The following is a 17,569-nucleotide window of genomic DNA, read 5'->3' as shown; positions in this document are numbered from 1 at the left end:
TTTTTTGTTATGAAGAGTATTGCTGATCAACTCGTTGGGACGTGGTACTTACCTTGATCATCGACCAGCCGCCTCGTATTAGCAACGGACTGGTCGTGCAAGATGGACCTCGATCTTAATCTTTCACTGCTTGTGGAAACATTCTAGCTGCTCGCCATCCAAACAAATTTGAGCTGGTTGACCATCGAGTTTTGCAATCCAAAATCCATTCCCTGCATGCGGTACAATACCGACCCAAATAATGCCAGAAAAAGATATAGTCTTTTCTTTTATATCCTCGCTTTGCCAGCGCCCACGAATCCAATATGAATTACTATTAGATTCCTTTACCTCAATAGAATAACTCCGATCAGCATTAACACTCAACACTAATATTTTATTCTGAGATCTAAATCTATAAGTCCCAGCGGGATCAAAAGGCTCATTCGAGCACCCCGCCAATCCAACAAGAAAAAATGCCCAGATAGAAAGTAACTTCATCGTTTTATCTCCTCGGTCCAGGAGTACGTTTGACGCATATTCCCGAAATTACTCCATTCACTCCGCTCCGCCTCCGGACCGATTCCATACAGAAAAGATTTGAGGCTGGAATTATTGCTCACGTCAAACTTAATATGATCGCCGTCCATTGGGGAGATATCGATACGATAGCTTCCAACAAACTGTTGAGTTGGATTTAAACCGGCGTACCAAATTAAGTCGAATATACCGAAATCTCCTCTATAATTCGTCAATGCCGCCAAGGGTTTTTTCGCCGCAAACAGCTTTTGATTCTTTTTATACCATGCCGTCCGTGCTTCGTTCACGCGTCGAGCATGCATCATATTTTGAGTTGAGGTTGATCGCGCGTCAAAATTTCGGACTGCCGGCCCACTATTCGTGGCCCAGTCAGATGTCATAGATATGGCAACCGACCAGCCCCCGTCATTAGGAGGCCTCTTACCTGGAACACCTACAACACATTGCTCTCCGGAACTACAGGTAGGTTCGGCTTCTCGTCCGTCAGGATCAATGTAATTGTATGGGTTGTTATTGGCATAATTGTAACGATTGAAGTTGCCCCCAGAATCAGTATCGGGGCTTATTGGATCAATGCTCAAGTAGCGTCCGCCCGACGCGACTCTATCGTAAGTCCAGCCGTTCTCCTTAGTCCATTCAAGGGCTTAGCGGCGTTTTCCCCCATCGAATCGTACGCAAAGAGCGAACTTTTCCTAGACGCGAGTTTGGGCCCCTCGCGGGCGCGCAGCGGCGTTGGGCAGCAAGTGAGTCGGTTATTTTGCTAGCCCAAGCTGCAGCGCGACACCACCTGCAAATGGCAACATCCTAAAACCACCACGCTCCAATTCTTCCGCTCCAGCGGTGTATCGAAACATCTTGTATTCCGCCCTCGCACCAGTCTCCGTATTCACAGCAGTAACTCCTACCTTCGTTTTTTTTCGCAAGCGCTTCATGAGCTCTTTCGCGATTCCAAGCAAGCACGGGTCTTCCGTCTCAACAGCTAAAGCCGATTGGACTAATCCTTTTGAACTCAAAGGACCAATTGCCACAACTATTCCATCGCCGTTCTGGTCATAGAATTTCAACCGTGAAGGCGCTCCCAAAACCGGTTCACCGCACAACAGGAAGACGTCCCTCCGATTGTCATTCGTTGCGGCCGCCTCTAAGTGGTGTCGCAGGGCAGTTGGCGGCACCTCAAGCGCAGAAAATGGTAGTCCACCTAACACAACCACATGCAGGTTTCGCGCCGCAGCAATAGCCGCAAGCAGATCCGCTGACTCGCCTGGCAGAGCATGATATTGCAAATTTATTCTGGCCATTAGTGCGTATAACCTTCAAAATTTGTCGGAAGTTGCCCGGGCCCATTAAGATCCTTTAGGGCTTCAACTTCACGTTTTACTGGCGTACCGTCAGCCTTTGTCCTACCAACCTGCGTGGCCGAAACGTTCCCGTTTGCGTCACGGGAAATCATGTCGGGACGGCGCCCGCCCTTGATTCCGCCAGGTGTAGGAACGAGCACTTCGGGTTTGCGACCACCTCCAGCTAAAACTTCACCACCCTCGGCTTCGACTTTATCACCGAGTTCACGAATTTTCGCGTTGTGCGGCGCCGTAGGATCAGTCTTTGGCCCTCTTTTCGCAGCCTCGACCGCAACTTTTTCACCGTCTTTGACCGCCTCTTTTGCCGCACCTTTCGCAACTTGTTTCGTTTCTGTCTTAACGGCCGCCACTACAACCTTGACCAAAACTTTGATCAATCCATCGACGAGACCACGTCCATCCGGATCAATATACCGATATGGATTGTTCTCCACGTAGGCGTAGCGGTTGAAACTGTCTCCAGTATTTGCATCGGTCGTCACCGGATCAATGCTCAAAAACCTCCCCGCCACCGGATCATAGTACCGCTGCTGCATGTACACCAGCCCTGTATCGGCGTCGTTCACATGCCCGGTGAAGCCGATGGTCGGCGTCACGCCGCTGGCGGTGCGCCCGTAGGGCTCATAGCTGGTACGGCTGATTACATTGCCGGCACTGTCGCTACGCGCCACCGGGCTGCCCAGCGCGTCGGTGTGGATATACGTGACGGTGTCGCCAGAGGCCACCCCCACTGTCACCGCTGCGCTGGCCAGGGCACCGAAGTATTCGACGTAGCGCTGCATCATTTGCCACTGCATCGTGTAGGTGCCGGCGGCCGGCGCCGTGATCGGGAAGGTGAAGGTGTACTGCTGGCCTGGCGCCACATCGCTGGCCAGGTCCAGCAATTGCACGCCCCAGATCGCCGTCTCGTCGGGGTTCTTCGAGCCCAGCTTGTAATTGCTGCCCGCCGCCCAGGTCGTCGAACCCGTGTTTTGCATCGTCACGGAGAGGACGGCTACTTGCCCCTGCGTCAGCGGTGGCACGCGCAGTTCGACCGCCTGCGCGCCGTTTCGGGGCGCCGGGGCGCTGACCGCGACGGCAACATTGCTCGACTGCGCACCGAACCATTCCAGCGAATCCTGCACCATTTGCCACTGCAAATTGTAGGTGCCCGGCACGGCGGGGGCGGTGACGGAAAACGTCAACGTCACGCCCTGCCCGGGCGCCACACTGGCCGGCAATGCGATCCGGGCAGTCCCCCAAGTCGTATTGTTGTGCGGATTGACCGCCCCCAGGCCGTATGTGCCGGCCGATGACCACGTCGTCGTGCCTGTATTGACCATGGTGACCGTGACCGTGTTGACCGAGCCGCTTGTCATCGTCGTCGGCACCGACTGGCTGACGGCAACGGCCGCATTGTAGGGCGGGTCATTCGGTTCGTCCCCTCCCGGCGGCGGCAACGCATTGGGCTGGGCGACGACGGCTGCTTTGCTGCTTTGCGCATGCGCTTGCACGCCAGTAAACAGCATCAGCAACAGCAGGCCAGCGAGTACCGCGCGCGACAAGTTCAAGAAACGGGCGCTCATTTCTTCACCTCGGCGATCTGGTGGCTGTGCAAATAAATGTACTGGGTCGACTGGGCCGGATTCGGCCCTCCCGTTCGCCTCGTATATAGCAACTGCCCGGCCGGACTGTAGACACTGATCGTCACCGTGCCATCGACCGCCGCGGTCTTGATGCGCCGGCCAAAGCCGTCATACACATAGGTGTCGAGATTGGCGGCGGTGGTCAGGCGGTTGCCGAGATCGAAGCCAAATCCCTGGCCGCCACGCGAAGTGACGTTGCCGCGGTTGTCGTAGCCGTAGGCATAATTAAAACCGGATGCAGTACTTTGCAGGTTGTCGAGCAGATTGCGCGCGCCATAGTGATAGGTGCTGGCGCGGCCGCCGACGGTGCTGGTGCGGATGTTGTCGAGCACGTCGTAGTTGTAATTCGCGTTGCCCCAGATGCCGGGAGCGTTGGCGTCCTTCAATCTGTCGAGGCCATCGTAGGCCATGGCGCGGCTGGTGTTGGCGCCGCCGGGGCCGGCATTGATCTGGTCGGTGATCAGGGTGACGTTGCCGTTCTGGTCGTAGTCATACACATCCTGCAGGACGCCGCCGTCCTGCGACAACCGCGGCAGGCCGCGCGTGTTCTGCGTCATGCTGCGTACCTTGCCGTTGCCATACGTAAAACCGGCAATCGCCCCGCTCGGGTGGTAGCCGATGGCGCTGGCGTAGGCGCCCACGTGGGACGGGCGGCCGAGGGCGTCCGGGTCGTAGCTCACGCTCTGGTTGGCGATGGCGTTGGTGGCGGCCGGATAGGCCAGTTGCACCGGGTGGCCGTTGGCGTTGTAGTCAGTTCTGAGCGTGTAGGTCTGGCCCTCGAAGGCGAGCGACTGGGTGGTCGGCAGGCGCCGGCCGTTGTAATTCATCGTCCACAACGCGCCCGACGAGGACACGGTTTTCGGCTGGCCGTCGGCCCAATAATCGCGACCGATGGCGGCGCTGCCGTCGCCATACGTGGTGGAGGTCAGGCGGTTCATGCTGTCGTAGCCAAACACAATCTTGCCGGCGGCCGGCACGCTGGCCTGGTCGCAGGCGGCGCCGGTCAGGGTCGACCCGGGCGCGCGCCAGCTGACGTTGTTGGCGGCGTCCAACTGCTGCACGGTGGCGCCGGTTTCCGGTTCGATGGTTTTACACAGCCGCTCGTAGCTGTCGTAGACGTAGCTGCGCGTGGCCGTGGCATAGAGGCCTGCGGGACTGGTGCCGCTGCGGGTGATGGCGGTGGGTTTGCCAAACACGTCGCGGTTGATGGCAACGTTCAATCCTTCCGGCGCGGCGATGGCGGCGATCGATTCTTCCGAGGGCGTATCGAAGGCCTGAAAGCTGGTGGTGCTGCTGTTTCCGCGAGGATCGACCACGGTCCTGGTAAAGCCGTTGTTGTAGGAGGTGTAAGTCGACAAGGCGCCCAGCTCGCTGTCGGCGCGCACTTCGGTGGGGCGGCCCAGCGCGTAGTAGTAGCTGCGCACGCCCTGGCTCAGTTCGCTCACGTAGCCACGCTGCGGGTAGGAGGAAAAGGTCGCGCGGCCTGCGTGGTCGTATTCGGTCTTGACCATGGTCTGGCCGGTGGCGACATTGTTTTCGTAAGTCCAGGTGTAGGCGGGACGGAACAGGGCATCGAGGAAGGTGCTTGTTACGGCGTTGCCAGTGACGACATCCTGGCGCCAGTGGCCGGGCGGCAGGTCGAACTCGCTGCCATTGATCTGGCTAAGCGTCAGGGTCGTGTCATTCCAGCCGGACTCTCCCGGCGCAACGGGATAGACGATACGGTTCAGGCGGCCGCCGCTGTCATAGTTCAGGGTGGTGCGCAGGCCCATCGGGTCGGTGATCCATGCCAGCGTGCCGTCGTTATTGACCTCGGCGCTTTCTGTGCTGCCGTCCGGATGGCTGATGTTGCGCGGAATGCCGCGCTTCCAGTTGTCAAACCTGGTGGCATGTTGCAAGCCGTCCGATTTTGTGAGCAAGGTGCCGTCGGTGTTGTACGTCATCGATTGGTTCAGGTGTCCAAACTGCGAGACCGACTCGATCAAGCCCGTGCTTGCGTTGATGACGTTCGAGACCATCACCTTGTTGGTGTTGATCTCGGTGACGGAAGTCGTTTGGCCTGGTATCCAACGGCCGATGTTGTTGTCGAAAACGGTGCGCTCGCTACGGCCAGGGTTCAGGCTGCTGGTACGGGTCACCAGTCTCGGATGCGCATATTCGTCGAACTCGCCAGCCGTCCAGGTGAAGGTCGCGCCCTGCCGGCTGGTGATGCGCTGATTGACCGGCGCCAGACGCGCTGCCATCTCGGCATCTCCCGAAGGGTCGTTGGCATAACCCATCAGCGCAGGATAGGGACCGGCGCCGAACGGCTGGTAGAGCGTGGTGGTGGTGCGCCCGCCCACGCTGACCTGTTCGGGCCTGCCTTCGCTGACGTTATAACGGTTGCCAAACACATGGGTGGTCATTTCACCGGCCGGATCGGTGATGGTCACGGTTTTGCTGGTGACGCAGTTATTGCAGGGGCTCCAGCTGGCGTTGGCCGGGCCGTAGTCGTAATTCCACGACATGGTAGGCAGGCCGGGGCCACTGACGGTTTTGTTGTTCAGCGAGTTGCTATTGAAAAAATTGGGAATCGACGGCACGTCATCGTTTGGCCCGCACGGCGGCACATCGGAGCGGCCATGGGTCGTCGGGGTCAGCGCAAAACTGCCGATCGCGCCGGATGGGTGGACCATGCTGGGCGCCCCGACTGGATGCGCCGTGCTGCCAATGTTCGGCGACCAGGGAATCATGTTCTGGGTGGTGCAGGTCGATACCTGCAATTTACCGGGCAACATGCCGTACATGTTCGAAAAGTCCCAGGCGGTGCCGTCCGGTAAGGTCACGCGGTCAAGACTGCGGCGGGTTCCAGCTGCGAGATTGCTGACGTCACGATACGAATAGGTCCAGGTTCGGCTGCCGTCGCTGACCGTCTGCACCTGCATGAAGCCGTTGGCATCGGGCCCCGCATAAGTGAGCGTGATGGTTCTGGATGGCGATTCACTGCTCGTGATCGACATCAGGTTGCGCGGATGCGCCGGATCGTAGGTGTAACGGACCCAGTTACCGAAACGGTCAGTCACCAGGGTCGGCAGCAGCCAGACCTCATTGCGTGGGAGGCGAAAGATGGGACCGCCGCCAGTAGCATCGGTGCCTGGAATCACGGCAGCCACTGTGTCCCGGCTCGCCGATGCGCGCAATGCTTCCGCGCCGCCGGTATTGAAGGCGTTGTAAGATGGATTGGCTTTGGTCAGCGTGGTGACGGGAAAATCCGCCATCCAGTTAAACGTGTAGCTGGTGCCGTCAGGGGACAGGGCGACGAAACCATCGCCCTGGGTTTTGCCGGCTGTGGTGTCGCTGTCGAGGGACGGCGTGCAGGAAAACAGCCAGAATTGCGAGGTGATGGCGGGAAACTGCGACAGTGACCGGCCAGACAGGGCGACTGTGTCACTGGTACGCCCCAGGATGCGCTGGTCGCCAACGCCTGGTACGTATAAATACGTGCCTTGCCAGAATTCGTCAGGCTCAAAGTAGGAGTTAGACTCCCCGCGCGGCGCAATGACGCTCGACTGCGCGCATCGCAGCGCTGGATTACTGCCTTGGCTTTGCCAGCCTATGCTCTTGGGGAAGACACCGTGTATATGCGGGATCTCCAGATCCCATAAACCGAAGGCCCGCCCTCCCATCATGCTTGGTTCGACCCGCACACTGCGACCGATCGACACCGGTAGCCGGCTATTGCCCGGCAAGCTCACATCGGTTTGCGTAAAAGACAAGCTACCGTTGTAGAGATTGACGCTGTCACCGAACAGATCGGGCCCCAGTTGCGTGTAGGCACGCGGTGCCTTGATGCGTTTGTATTGTTCATCGTAGGTGGTGACATCCTGGGACCATGCGCTGGCGTGAAGCGACAGCGCTGCCAGCAAACTCATGCCCATCATCGGCAAGCGCCGCCGCATCACGGCACGCGACATAAAAGCAAGACTCATGACAACAACCTTTCTTGCGCCGCCGATTTGACAGCTCGCAGAGATTGCAATGCTGTCAAGAATACATACTTAAATGCAATGAATTCTATTCAATTGTCACAACTTAAAAAAATAATTTAGAGTGACCAGCGCTAAGTGGTGCTCGCGCGCGGCAAGCATTATTCGGGCATGGCGATGAGCCGATTGCAGCACTGGCCGTTCGCTTAATTTTCAACCGGATTAGACGGAGCTGTGTAAAAACGCAAAAACTCGAAATTTCCAATGGTATGGTTACCCTTCCCGACCCGCAGAAAATCGCGGGGCGGCTGTTGTGAGAGGCCGAATTTTTCGTTCTCGGATTTACTTCACGTTTTTACACAGCCTGGGCCGAAAGCTGCCGGTTAGACTCGATAATATCGTATCGCTCGACAACATTGTAGACTAGTAACTTTTACGAACGTCAGGTTGAGCTACACCCATGCGAGGCGCCGCCATCCAGACAATTTCCGTATCCCACAAGGGTTCGTATAGCACTTTCGAGACATCGTCGCCTGCTTGTCTAGACCCAAAAGAGACGATGTCTATTAGCGCGAGCACGCCGCTGTGGAATGCGAGCCGGCGCCGACGATTGCAAGCTCATTTGCAGATAGCGTGAGCGCGGGCGCCTGGTCATCTGCAGCTAATTCGAGCCCACAACGGCGTCGAATGCGAGCATGGACTTTTTCAAACGCGAGCCGCTAGTGCGACCCGAAAGTCGCTGTTGTAATTGTTCAGGAGGAAATTCTATGAATGGAATCAATTGAACCGTCCGTTCCGTCGGACGTAGCCTACCCCGGCGTGCGTCGCGAGCAATCGCGGGGTGCGGAGCCAATCCACCGAACTTAAGCGGACGGCCTCACAGGCAACGGCACGACGGCAACCACTACCCACGGCGCCTTCAACCAGGTTCTTCACCAGCAGGCGATCCGGGGTCCCGATCAGTCTTCCTCGGGATCCCCCAGATCGCCTGGGCTTGTTTTCTGAGGATGATCAGCGCTGCTGCTTCCGCCAGTGCCTTGTCCTTGCGCAGCAACTCCTTCTCGAGTTGCTTGATCCGCTTGCGGTCCCCCTTGCTCTGCTCGCGCTGCTCTCATGACCGGTCCGCGCCATGCGCATTCGCGTCCTGGCACGCCCCACGCCACGCCTTGATCTGCTCGATGAAGAGTCCTTTTCGGCGGCAGCATTCGGCCAGCTCGGCCTCGTTCAATCCTGGCGTTTCCAGCACCACGCCGAACTTGTCCTCGAGGACCATTCCTCGGAATTTTTTCCATTCCCTGGCACCGGCACTCCCTGCGCTTTTAAATATCGTCGCCAAGTACAGAGTGTCTGTTCTGAGATGCCATTCTCGCGTGCCAGTGCCGAGATGGGCTTCCCTCGTCGACCAGCCAGAACGCTGAAGAAGCAAAACGGAAGGCCGGGATCAGTGCCAGCATCCCGACGCAAGCACTCCTGTCACGCGCCAAAGAAACGCAACAGCGACGCCTGACCAGCGCCCCGGTGCACATTTGGCCCCTCTCAAAAAGTGTCGTCGCACTGCGCCTAGCATGGCCCAACCTGTTCACGCTTCCGGATTCGCCATGAGCCTCGCCGTACTCCGCAGCCGCGCCCTCAATGGCATGGACGCGCCCGCCGTCAGTGTCGAAGTCCACCTGGCCAAGGGCTTGCCCAGTTTTACCATCGTCGGCCTGCCCGACACCGAAGTGCGCGAGTCGAAAGACCGGGTGCGGGCCGCGCTGGCCAATGCCGGTTTCAAGGTGCCAAGCCGGCGCGTCACCGTGAACCTGGCGCCGGCCGACTTGCCGAAGGAATCGGGGCGCTTCGATTTGCCCATTGCGCTCGGCATCCTGGCGGCGTCCGGGCAACTGCCGGGCAATGAACTGGACCAGTACGAATTTGCCGGCGAATTGTCGCTGTCGGGAGAACTGCGGCCCATCCGGGGGGCGCTGGCGATGACCTTCGCCATGCACAAGCGGGGAGAAGCGTCGCCGCGCGCATTCATGCTGCCCAGCGCCAATGCCGATGAGGCGGCGCTGGTGGCCGCCGCCCAGATCTATCCGGCCGATACCTTGCTACAGGTGTGCGCGCACTTTAGTAGCGGCGCCGGCGGCGACCCGGCCGCCCGCATCGGCCGCCACCGCAGCACGCCCGTCGGCGCGGCGCTGGCCTGCGCCGACTTCGCCGAGGTCAAGGGACAATTGCAGGCGAAGCGGGCACTGGAAATTGCCGCCGCCGGCGCCCACAATGTGCTGATGGTCGGCCCGCCCGGTACCGGCAAGACCATGCTGGCGTCGCGCTTTACCGCCCTGCTGCCGCCCATGACGGACGCCGATGCCCTCGAAGCGGCCGCCGTGCAGTCGCTCACGCGCGATTTTTCCGTCGCCCACTGGAAAGTGCGGCCGTATCGCAGCCCCCACCACACCACCTCCGCCGTGGCACTCGTCGGTGGCGGCACCGTGCCACGGCCCGGTGAAATTTCACTGGCCCATTGCGGCGTGCTGTTTCTCGATGAGCTGCCCGAGTTCGACCGCCGGGTGCTGGAAGTGCTGCGCCAGCCGATGGAGTCGGGCACGGTGACGATCTCGCGCGCCGCCAGCCAGGCCGACTTTCCGGCGCGCTTTCAATTGATCGCGGCGATGAATCCCTGCCCCTGCGGCTACCTGGGCCACGCCTCCGGCAAGTGCCACTGCAGCAGCGAACTGGTGGCCCGCTACCGCCATAAAATTTCCGGGCCCCTGCTCGACCGCATCGACCTGCAAGTCGATGTCGCCACCCTGTCGCCCCTCGAAGTGGCCGCGCCCGCCGCCGGCGAAGCGAGCGCCGTGGTCGCCGCGCGGGTCGAACAGGCTTACCAGCGCCAACTACAGCGGCAAGGCTGCAGCAACCAGCAACTGGGGCCGCGCCAGGTCGATGCGTTCTGCCAGCTCGACGAGGCCGGCGCCAGGCTGTTGCGCGAGACCATGCTGCAATGGCACTGGTCGGCGCGCGCCTATCACCGCGTACTGAAAGTGGCGCGCACCATCGCCGACCTGGCCGGCAGCGAACGCCTCAGCCGCGCGCACGTGGCCGAAGCGATCGGCTACCGGCGCAATGTGCAGGAGCGCTGAACGCCCCCCACCTTAGCTTATGCCCGCTTCGGCAACACCCAGTCGGCGCGCACGTAATGGCAGGTGTAGCCGTTGGGGATGCGCTCGAGGTAATCCTGGTGCTCGGGCTCGGCTTCCCAGAAGTCGCCCGCGGGCGCCAGTTCGCTGGCGACCTTGCCCGGCCAGATGCCGGAGGCGTCGACGTCGGCGATGGTGTCTTCGGCCACCGCTTGCTGGGACGCGCTCGTGTAATAGATGGCGGAACGGTAGCTGGGGCCCAGGTCGTTGCCCTGGCGATTTTTGGTCGAGGGGTCGTGGATCTGAAAGAAAAATTCCAGCAGCTTGCGGTAGCTGATGACGTCCGGATCAAACACCACTTCGATCGCCTCGGCATGGCTGCCGTGGTTGCGGTAGGTGGCGTTGGGCACGTCGCCGCCCGTGTAGCCCACGCGGGTGCCCAGCACGCCCGGCATGCGGCGGATCAGGTCTTGCATGCCCCAGAAGCAGCCGCCGGCAAGGATGGCGGTGTCGGTGTGGTGCGCGGTGTGATTGGTCATTGGTGATTCCTCGTTGAGCTTGTCGACCGTATATTAGCCCGATGCGCCCAATTCCAAGGGCTCATTGCAATACTGGCGCCCCGCCCCCGGCCCTGCTACCATCAAACCATGACCATGCCCTCCCCTACCGGTTCCACCGTCGCCCGTTTGTCACGCTTGCTGCTGGCACTTGCCGTCAGCCTGACGATCCTCGCCTGCAGCGCCGCCAACAACTTGCGCGACTACAGCAGCCCCGATGCGCCCTACCGCATCATGTTTCCTGACAAGCCTTCCGTGCACAAGCGCACCATCGACCTCGACGGCCTGAAGGTGGAAATGACCATGACGGCGGTCGACCGCGACGGCACCATGTACGCCGTCGGCAGCGCCGAGGCGCCCGATGCGGCCAGGGCCAGCGCCGCACTGGGCGCCATGAAGACGGCACTGGTGCGCAATATCGGCGCCACCGTCACCCGCGAAAAAGCCAGCGCCCAATCGTCGAGCGCCAGCGGCCAGCGCGCCGCCCTCGATGTCGAGGCCAGCGGCACGCGCAACGGCGCCCCCATCAAACTGATCGGCCACTTCGAAGCGCGCGAGAAGCGCTTTTACCAGGTGATCGTGATGGGCAAGGAACAGGCGATGCCCGCGGAGCAGGTCGAGCAGTTCATGAGCTCGTTCAAATTACAGTGAGGCGCCCATGAACGCCTTGCCGCCTGCCCTGCGCCTGCACGGCCTGACCAAGCATTTCGGCCGCCCCGCCGTCGATCGCCTCGATCTGACCGTGCAACAGGGCGAGCTGTATGCCTTGCTGGGGCCGAATGGCGCCGGCAAGACCACCACCTTGCGCATGGTCGCCGGCCTGCTCGCACCCGACGCGGGCACGGTGGAAGTGCTGGGCGTCGACCTGGCCAAGGACCCGGCGCGCGCCAAGCAGGCCATCGCCTACCTGCCCGACGAGCCCATGCTGTACGCCAAGCTCAAGCCCACCGAGTACCTCGAATTTGTCGCCGGCCTGTGGGGCGTCGAGGCGGACGTGGCCGAAGCGCGCGCGCGCCACTTGCTCGACTGGCTCGATCTGACGCGCCACGCCCACGAACTGACTGAAGGCTTTTCGCGCGGCATGAAACAGAAGCTGGCGCTGGCCGGCGCCCTGATCCACGAGCCGCAATTGCTGATCCTCGACGAGCCCTTGACGGGACTCGATGCCGCCGCCGCCCGCCAGGTCAAGGACCTGTTGCTGGAACACACACGCAAGGGCGGCACCGTGCTGCTCACCACCCATATCCTCGAGGTGGCCGAGCGGATGGCCCAGCGCATCGGCATCATTCAGCACGGCAGATTGATTGCCCAGGGCACCCTCGATCAATTGCGCAGCCAGAGCGGCGACGCCACTGAGGGCGCCAGCCAGGCCACCCTGGAAGACGTGTTCCTGCAATTGACGGGCCAGGCGTGAACTTGCGGGCCGGCAGTGCGCTGTGGCTGCTGCGCCACGAGCTGCGCCTGTATGTGTACCGGCTCGGTGGTGCCAGCCGGCGCGGCCCCAGCCGCAGCAACCTGGCCCTGCTGGCGCTGGCCCAGCTGGCCCTGCACGCCTTTGCCTTCAAGCTGATCGGGGACGGGCCCGGCGCCGCCGGCGCCTTCGATCAGGCGCGCCTGACCGCCATCACGCTGCTGTACGCGGTGACCTTGAGCATGATGCTCTCGCAGGGTCTCAAGGCCAGCGTCGAAGTGCTGTTCGAGCGGGGCGACCTCGATTTGCTGCTGTCCTCGCCCCTGCCTTCGCGCAGCATTTTCGTGGTGCGCCTGGCCGCCGTGGTGATCGGCAGCGCCAGCCTCTACCTGTTCCTGCTCACGCCGTTCGCCCACATCGGCCTGCTCACGGGTCAGCCCCGCTGGCTGGCACTGTATCCGGTGGTGCTGGGCACGGCGGCGCTGGCCGCTTCGCTGTCGATGCTCCTCACGCTGGCGCTGGTGCGCGCCATCGGCATCCGCCGCACGCGCGTGGTGGGCCAGGTATTGGGCGCGCTGGTGGGCGCCGTGTTTTTCCTGCTCTCGCAAGTCTATGCCAACACCCTGGGGCCGACCCAGCAACGGTTGCTTGCCTGGGTCGAGGCGCACACGGTGGCGGGCGCGGCGTTTGGCCCGGACAGCGTGCTGTGGCTGCCCGGCCGCGCCGCGCTGGGCGACGCCCTTCCCCTGCTCACCATCGCCGTGCTGGGGGCGACCGCCTTCGCCCTCACCGTCCATTTTACGCACGGCTTTTTTGTGCACGGCGTGCAGCAGGCGGTCAGCCTGGTGCGCAGCAGCGCCGCGCCCGCGGGCGGCCAGCGCTACCGTTTTCGGCGCAGCCTGGCGGTCACCGTGCTGCTCAAGGAGTGGCGCCTGATCGTGCGCGACCCGCAACTCATTTCCCAGGTGCTGCTGCAACTGCTGTACCTGCTGCCCCTGTCGTTCATGCTGGTGTTCAAGTCCGCCACCGTGATCCCGGGCTTGGGCGCCTCGCTCATTTTCCTGTGCACCTCGCTGACGACGGCGCTGGCGTGGCTGATCATCGCCGCCGAAGACGCGCCCGACCTGCTGCGCGCCTCGCCCGCACGGTCATCGACGATCGCGCGCGCCAAGCTGGCCGCGGCGGTCGTGCCGACGCTGCTGCTGATGGTGGCGCCGCTGATCTGGATCGGCCTGCGCCAGCCGCGCGCGGCGCTGCTGCTGTGGCTGTGCGTGGCGGGCGCCAGCGCCAACGCCGCGCTGGTGGTGCGCTGGTGCGCCCGGCCGGCCGCGCGCAGCGATTTCCGCCTGCGCGCCAAGGGCAATTTTCTGAGCAATTTTTTTGAGCTGGCCACCGCGCTGGCCTGGACCGGCCTGGCCTGGGTGGTGCTGATGCTGGCGCAAGCGGGCCGGGCCGGGTCATGGATGGCGCCGGTGGGCGCCGTCCTGTTCACCATCCTGTGCGGTTTGCTGGCGCTGGCCTGGTGGCGGCGCCAGCGTGCTTGATCAGTCAATACGTGCGCACGCTTGGGACCTGAGCCAGCGCGCGTCTCGTGTTATCGTTTCGCCATTGCCGCCTTATTTTAGAGAGACCATCCCTTTATGTTAATTACCTTCCACTCCAAAGCGGCCGCCGACGTCACCATGTACAAGGAGCACGCCAAGCGCATTCTCGATCTGCTGGGCAAGCAGGTCGATCGGGGCGTCATCACGTCCGCCGAGGCGCCCCAGGCCGTGCAACTGCTGGAAAAAGAAATCGCCGACACGCGCGCCCATGCCGCCTCCGACGACATGCAGCGTGACGTCAAGGCCCACCACAGCGAAGCGACCGAAGACAGCGATCACGAAGGGGCCCAGCTGGTCAGCTTCAGCACGCGCGCCTTCCCCCTGCTGGAAATGCTGCGCGCCTCGCGCGACGGCGGCAACGACGTTCTCTGGGGCGTCTAATGCCGCACCTGGTGGCGCTCGGCAGCCACCAGATCAGCGCCGCCGACGGGACCCTGCTGCACGTGACCGACAGCTTGCTGCCGCCGGGCCAGGCGCGCGGCAGCGTCGTCGTCATGCATGGTCTTGGCGAACACAGCGGCCGTTATCGGCACGTGGCTGATTTTTTTAACAGCTGCGGCCTGTCGGTACGCTGCTACGATCACCGGGGCCACGGCCGCTCGGAGGGCCGGCGTGGCGACGTCATCCACGGTGAGCCGCTGCTGCAGGATGCGCAGATCATCATCGACGACTTCGCCGACCGCTACAGCGCGCCTCCGTTTCTGTTCGGCCACAGCATGGGCGGCCTGTTCGCCGCCCGTTTCGCCCTGTCCCAGCGCGCGCCCTTGCGCGGACTCATCTTGTCTTCGCCCGCGCTGGCGCTGCGCCTCACCCCCGTCGAGCGCGCCTTGCTGCGGGTGGCCGAAACGCTCGTGCCCTGGCTGGGCGTGCCCAATGGCATCAATCCTGCCAGCTTGTGCCACAGCGCCGCCGTCGTCGCCGCCTACAAGGCCGATCCGCTCGTGCATGCGCGCATCAGTGCACGCCTGTTGCGCTCGATGCTGCGCGCCATCGACGACTGCCAGCGCGACGCCGCCAGCATGAGCGTGCCCACCTTGCTGCTCGTGGCCGGCAGCGACCGCGCCGTCGATCCGGCCGGCGCCCTGCGTTTCTACGAAAAATTGCCGCCCCATCTCGCGCAACTGCGCGTGTACGAACCCATGTTCCACGAGATTTTCAACGAGCCCGACGCCGCCCTCGCCTTTGACGACCTGCGCGCCTGGCTGCACGGTGCCGGCCAGATCGCCCTTCCCTGATCGCGCGCCAAGCTCGTGCTCCCGCATGGCATCAAGCTTGCTTCGTTTAGCTTGACATTGCCCCCTTTGAAGGGGACAGTCACAGATCTGCGCTATGCCATTGCCTGCCGAAGCGGCACGCCTCCAGCTGTTCCAATTTGGAGCAGTTGCTGCAGTTTGTCACAGCGCCGTGCCAGATATAGAGCTCCCCAGGGGCCATATGGAGACAATTCATGCATGCAACAGCCAGCCCGACGATGCGGTGGAATGAGAACGTCCCCGGTGTCATCGCAACGTCCCACCAGCGATCGCTGTCGTATGGCTTGTGCCCCAGCGCACAGCCCGATGTCAGCCCCCTGGCCCTCAACGACCTGAAGCTGCTGATCGAACGCAACCGCATGCTGCACCTGCACGCGCTGCCCGCGATGGAAACCTTGTACCAGCAGATCGTCAACACCCACAATATGGTGATCCTGACGGACGCGAGCGGCGTCATCGTGCACTCGCTGGGCGACGCCGATTTCCTGGAAAAAGCCAACCGGGTGGCGCTGCAACCGGGCGTGGCCTGGTCGGAACAGAGCCGGGGCACCAACGCCATCGGCACGGCGATCGCGGAAAAAGCGCCCGCGCTCGTGCATGCCGATCAGCACTACCTGGCGGCCAACCATTTCCTCACCTGCTCGGCGGCGCCCATTTCCGACCACCAGGGCAAGGTCATCGGCGTGCTCGACGTTTCGGGCGACCAGCGCAGCTTTCACAAGCACACCATGGCGCTGGTGCGCATGTCCGCGCTGATGATCGAAAACCAGCTGTTTGCCGCCACCTTCGAAGAGGCGATCACCCTGCACTTTCATGCGCGGCCCGAATTCATCGGCACCCTGATGGAAGGCATCGCCTCGTTCACGCCGGGCGGGCGCTTCCTGTCGGCCAACCGCAACGGCCTGTTTCAACTGGGCCTGTCCTTTTCGGCCCTGCAGTCGCATACCTTCAGCTCGCTGTTCGGCATGCCCGTCTCGAGCATCTACGACCATTACCGCACCGCCGCCCCCGGCCTGTTGAACCTGTGCATGCACAGCGGCGTGCGCGTGTACGGCCGCGCCCAGCTGCGCCTGGCGCGCGAGGTGCAGGCGATCGCCAGCGGCAGCGAACGGTTGCCCGCCAGCCCGCCAGCGGCGCCCGCCCAGTCGGTCCAGTCGGCCCAGAACGCGCGCCGCCTGTCGGGCCTGCGCTACCTGAACACGGGCGACCCGCAAATCGAACAGCTCATTGCCAAGGTCAATAAAGTGCTGGGCCGCGACATTCCCATCCTGGTCATGGGCGAAACGGGTACCGGCAAGGAATTGCTGGCCCAGGCCATCCACAACGATTCGCCCCGCGGCATGGGCCCCTTCGTGGCGGTCAATTGCGCCTCCATCCCGGAAACCCTGATCGAGTCCGAATTGTTCGGCTACGAAGACGGCGCCTTCACGGGCGCGCGCAAGAAAGGGGCGATCGGCAAGATCTTGCAGGCCAATGGCGGCACCTTGTTCCTCGATGAAATCGGCGACATGCCCTTCGGCTTGCAGGCGCGGCTGTTGCGGGTGCTGCAGGAACGCATGGTGACGCCGCTGGGCAGCGGCAAGTCGATTCCCGTCAATGTCGAACTCATTTGCGCAACCAATCACAATTTGCGCGAGCGCATGGCCCGCGGCCTGTTCCGCGAAGACTTGTACTACCGCCTCAACGGCCTGGTCGTCAAACTGCCGCCCCTGCGCGAGCGCACCGACCTGGACACGGTGGTGCGCAAAATCCTCGCCACCGAATCGAATGGCGAGCGGCACAGCGTGTCCGAGGCCGTGCTCGCCATGTTCCACCGGCACAAGTGGCCGGGCAATTTCCGCCAGCTCACCAACCTGCTGCGCACGGCCATCATCATGGCCGGCGACGAGGTCGAAATCGGCTTGCAGCACATGCCCGACGATTTTCTCGATGACATCGACGTGGACCACGACGGCGCGCCCGCCATCGACGCCGCGCGCATGGTGGCGGCCGGCGCCAACCTGGAAGAGATGGAACAGTCCGTCATCGTCAAGTCGCTGGAGGCGCACGGCGGCAACGTGTCGGCGACGGCGCGCGCGCTGGGGGTATCGAGAAACACCATCTACCGCAAGCTGCCGCACCTGAAATAGGCGGCGCGGGCCGGCACGGCCGGCCC

General features: G+C 62.3%; 13 protein-coding genes and 1 pseudogene. 7 read left to right on the top strand and 7 right to left on the bottom strand.

The genetic code is table 11. The features are described 5' to 3' along the window. Positions 1 to 123 precede the first annotated feature (123 nt). From ACP7EY_RS13165 to ACP7EY_RS13140, 6 genes and pseudogenes are all read right to left on the bottom strand, one after another. Positions 124 to 480: a hypothetical protein gene (locus ACP7EY_RS13165; protein ID WP_426194217.1), complete on the bottom strand. Its 357-nt coding sequence runs from the start codon at positions 478 to 480 to the stop codon at positions 124 to 126. Beyond that, on the bottom strand, positions 477 to 1,100 hold the full coding sequence (locus ACP7EY_RS13160; RefSeq protein WP_426194215.1) for a hypothetical protein: 624 nt from the start codon (positions 1,098 to 1,100) through the stop codon (positions 477 to 479). The genes ACP7EY_RS13165 and ACP7EY_RS13160 overlap by 4 nt, the downstream gene beginning before the upstream one ends. A 171-nt stretch (positions 1,101 to 1,271) precedes the next feature. Continuing rightward, positions 1,272 to 1,802, bottom strand: a complete 531-nt coding sequence (locus tag ACP7EY_RS13155; protein ID WP_426194213.1) for a hypothetical protein — start codon at positions 1,800 to 1,802, stop codon at positions 1,272 to 1,274. A 14-nt stretch (positions 1,803 to 1,816) separates the two neighbouring features. Continuing rightward, positions 1,817 to 3,442, bottom strand: a complete 1,626-nt coding sequence (locus tag ACP7EY_RS13150; RefSeq protein WP_426194211.1) for an RHS repeat-associated core domain-containing protein — start codon at positions 3,440 to 3,442, stop codon at positions 1,817 to 1,819. Further along, positions 3,439 to 7,470 carry an RHS repeat domain-containing protein gene (locus tag ACP7EY_RS13145; RefSeq protein ID WP_426194209.1) on the bottom strand — a complete coding sequence of 1,344 codons (4,032 nt, stop codon included), beginning with the start codon at positions 7,468 to 7,470 and terminating at the stop codon, positions 3,439 to 3,441. The genes ACP7EY_RS13150 and ACP7EY_RS13145 overlap by 4 nt, the downstream gene beginning before the upstream one ends. Before the next feature lie 858 nt (positions 7,471 to 8,328). Then, positions 8,329 to 8,853 (bottom strand): annotated as a pseudogene (locus ACP7EY_RS13140) (IS3 family transposase); the annotation flags it as partial. Positions 8,854 to 9,065: 212 nt separating this feature from the next. Here ACP7EY_RS13140 and ACP7EY_RS13135 point away from each other — a divergent pair. Further along, positions 9,066 to 10,592, top strand: a complete 1,527-nt coding sequence (locus ACP7EY_RS13135; protein WP_426194207.1) for a YifB family Mg chelatase-like AAA ATPase — start codon at positions 9,066 to 9,068, stop codon at positions 10,590 to 10,592. A 17-nt stretch (positions 10,593 to 10,609) separates the two neighbouring features. Here the strand turns inward: ACP7EY_RS13135 and msrA are convergent, their stop codons facing one another. Further along, on the bottom strand, positions 10,610 to 11,128 hold the full coding sequence (gene msrA / locus ACP7EY_RS13130; RefSeq protein WP_426194205.1) for a peptide-methionine (S)-S-oxide reductase MsrA: 519 nt from the start codon (positions 11,126 to 11,128) through the stop codon (positions 10,610 to 10,612). A 108-nt stretch (positions 11,129 to 11,236) separates the two neighbouring features. Here msrA and ACP7EY_RS13125 point away from each other — a divergent pair, with 108 nt between their 5' ends. The 6 genes from ACP7EY_RS13125 (at position 11,237) to ACP7EY_RS13100 (ending at position 17,543) form a co-directional block, all read left to right on the top strand. Then, entirely contained in the window at positions 11,237 to 11,797 is a 561-nt protein-coding gene (locus tag ACP7EY_RS13125) for a hypothetical protein (RefSeq protein WP_426194203.1), read from the top strand. Between the two features lie 7 nt (positions 11,798 to 11,804). Further along, positions 11,805 to 12,560: an ABC transporter ATP-binding protein gene (locus ACP7EY_RS13120; RefSeq protein WP_426194201.1), complete on the top strand. Its 756-nt coding sequence runs from the start codon at positions 11,805 to 11,807 to the stop codon at positions 12,558 to 12,560. Beyond that, positions 12,557 to 14,101 carry a putative ABC transporter permease subunit gene (locus ACP7EY_RS13115; protein ID WP_426194199.1) on the top strand — a complete coding sequence of 515 codons (1,545 nt, stop codon included), beginning with the start codon at positions 12,557 to 12,559 and terminating at the stop codon, positions 14,099 to 14,101. The genes ACP7EY_RS13120 and ACP7EY_RS13115 overlap by 4 nt, the downstream gene beginning before the upstream one ends. Positions 14,102 to 14,197: 96 nt before the next feature. After that, a complete protein-coding gene (locus ACP7EY_RS13110) occupies positions 14,198 to 14,542 on the top strand; it encodes a DUF1840 domain-containing protein (RefSeq protein WP_426194197.1) in 345 nt (114 codons plus the stop codon). After that, positions 14,542 to 15,396 (top strand): lysophospholipase, encoded by an 855-nt coding sequence (locus tag ACP7EY_RS13105; protein ID WP_426194195.1) that lies wholly within the window; start codon positions 14,542 to 14,544, stop codon positions 15,394 to 15,396. Before ACP7EY_RS13110 ends, ACP7EY_RS13105 begins: the two co-directional genes overlap by 1 nt. 212 nt (positions 15,397 to 15,608) lie before the next feature. Beyond that, positions 15,609 to 17,543 (top strand): sigma-54-dependent Fis family transcriptional regulator, encoded by a 1,935-nt coding sequence (locus tag ACP7EY_RS13100; protein ID WP_426194193.1) that lies wholly within the window; start codon positions 15,609 to 15,611, stop codon positions 17,541 to 17,543. Positions 17,544 to 17,569: the final 26 nt, after the last annotated feature.

It is taken from the genome of Massilia sp. DWR3-1-1, from assembly GCF_049898325.1.
Lineage (GTDB): Bacteria > Pseudomonadota > Gammaproteobacteria > Burkholderiales > Burkholderiaceae_D > JAFCUW01.
The sequence above is the reverse complement of the archived record's forward strand: the minus strand, read 5'-3'. Positions and strand labels throughout refer to the sequence as shown.

Coding starts and splice junctions, on each gene's coding strand:
- ACP7EY_RS13110 (WP_426194197.1), top strand. CDS start 14,198: ATGTTAATTACCTTCCACTCCAAAGCGGCCGCCGACGTCACCATGTAC.
- ACP7EY_RS13165 (WP_426194217.1), bottom strand. CDS start 480: ATGAAGTTACTTTCTATCTGGGCATTTTTTCTTGTTGGATTGGCGGGG.
- ACP7EY_RS13120 (WP_426194201.1), top strand. CDS start 11,805: ATGAACGCCTTGCCGCCTGCCCTGCGCCTGCACGGCCTGACCAAGCAT.
- msrA (WP_426194205.1), bottom strand. CDS start 11,128: ATGACCAATCACACCGCGCACCACACCGACACCGCCATCCTTGCCGGC.
- ACP7EY_RS13145 (WP_426194209.1), bottom strand. CDS start 7,470: ATGAGTCTTGCTTTTATGTCGCGTGCCGTGATGCGGCGGCGCTTGCCG.
- ACP7EY_RS13125 (WP_426194203.1), top strand. CDS start 11,237: ATGACCATGCCCTCCCCTACCGGTTCCACCGTCGCCCGTTTGTCACGC.
- ACP7EY_RS13105 (WP_426194195.1), top strand. CDS start 14,542: ATGCCGCACCTGGTGGCGCTCGGCAGCCACCAGATCAGCGCCGCCGAC.
- ACP7EY_RS13150 (WP_426194211.1), bottom strand. CDS start 3,442: ATGAGCGCCCGTTTCTTGAACTTGTCGCGCGCGGTACTCGCTGGCCTG.
- ACP7EY_RS13100 (WP_426194193.1), top strand. CDS start 15,609: ATGCATGCAACAGCCAGCCCGACGATGCGGTGGAATGAGAACGTCCCC.
- ACP7EY_RS13135 (WP_426194207.1), top strand. CDS start 9,066: ATGAGCCTCGCCGTACTCCGCAGCCGCGCCCTCAATGGCATGGACGCG.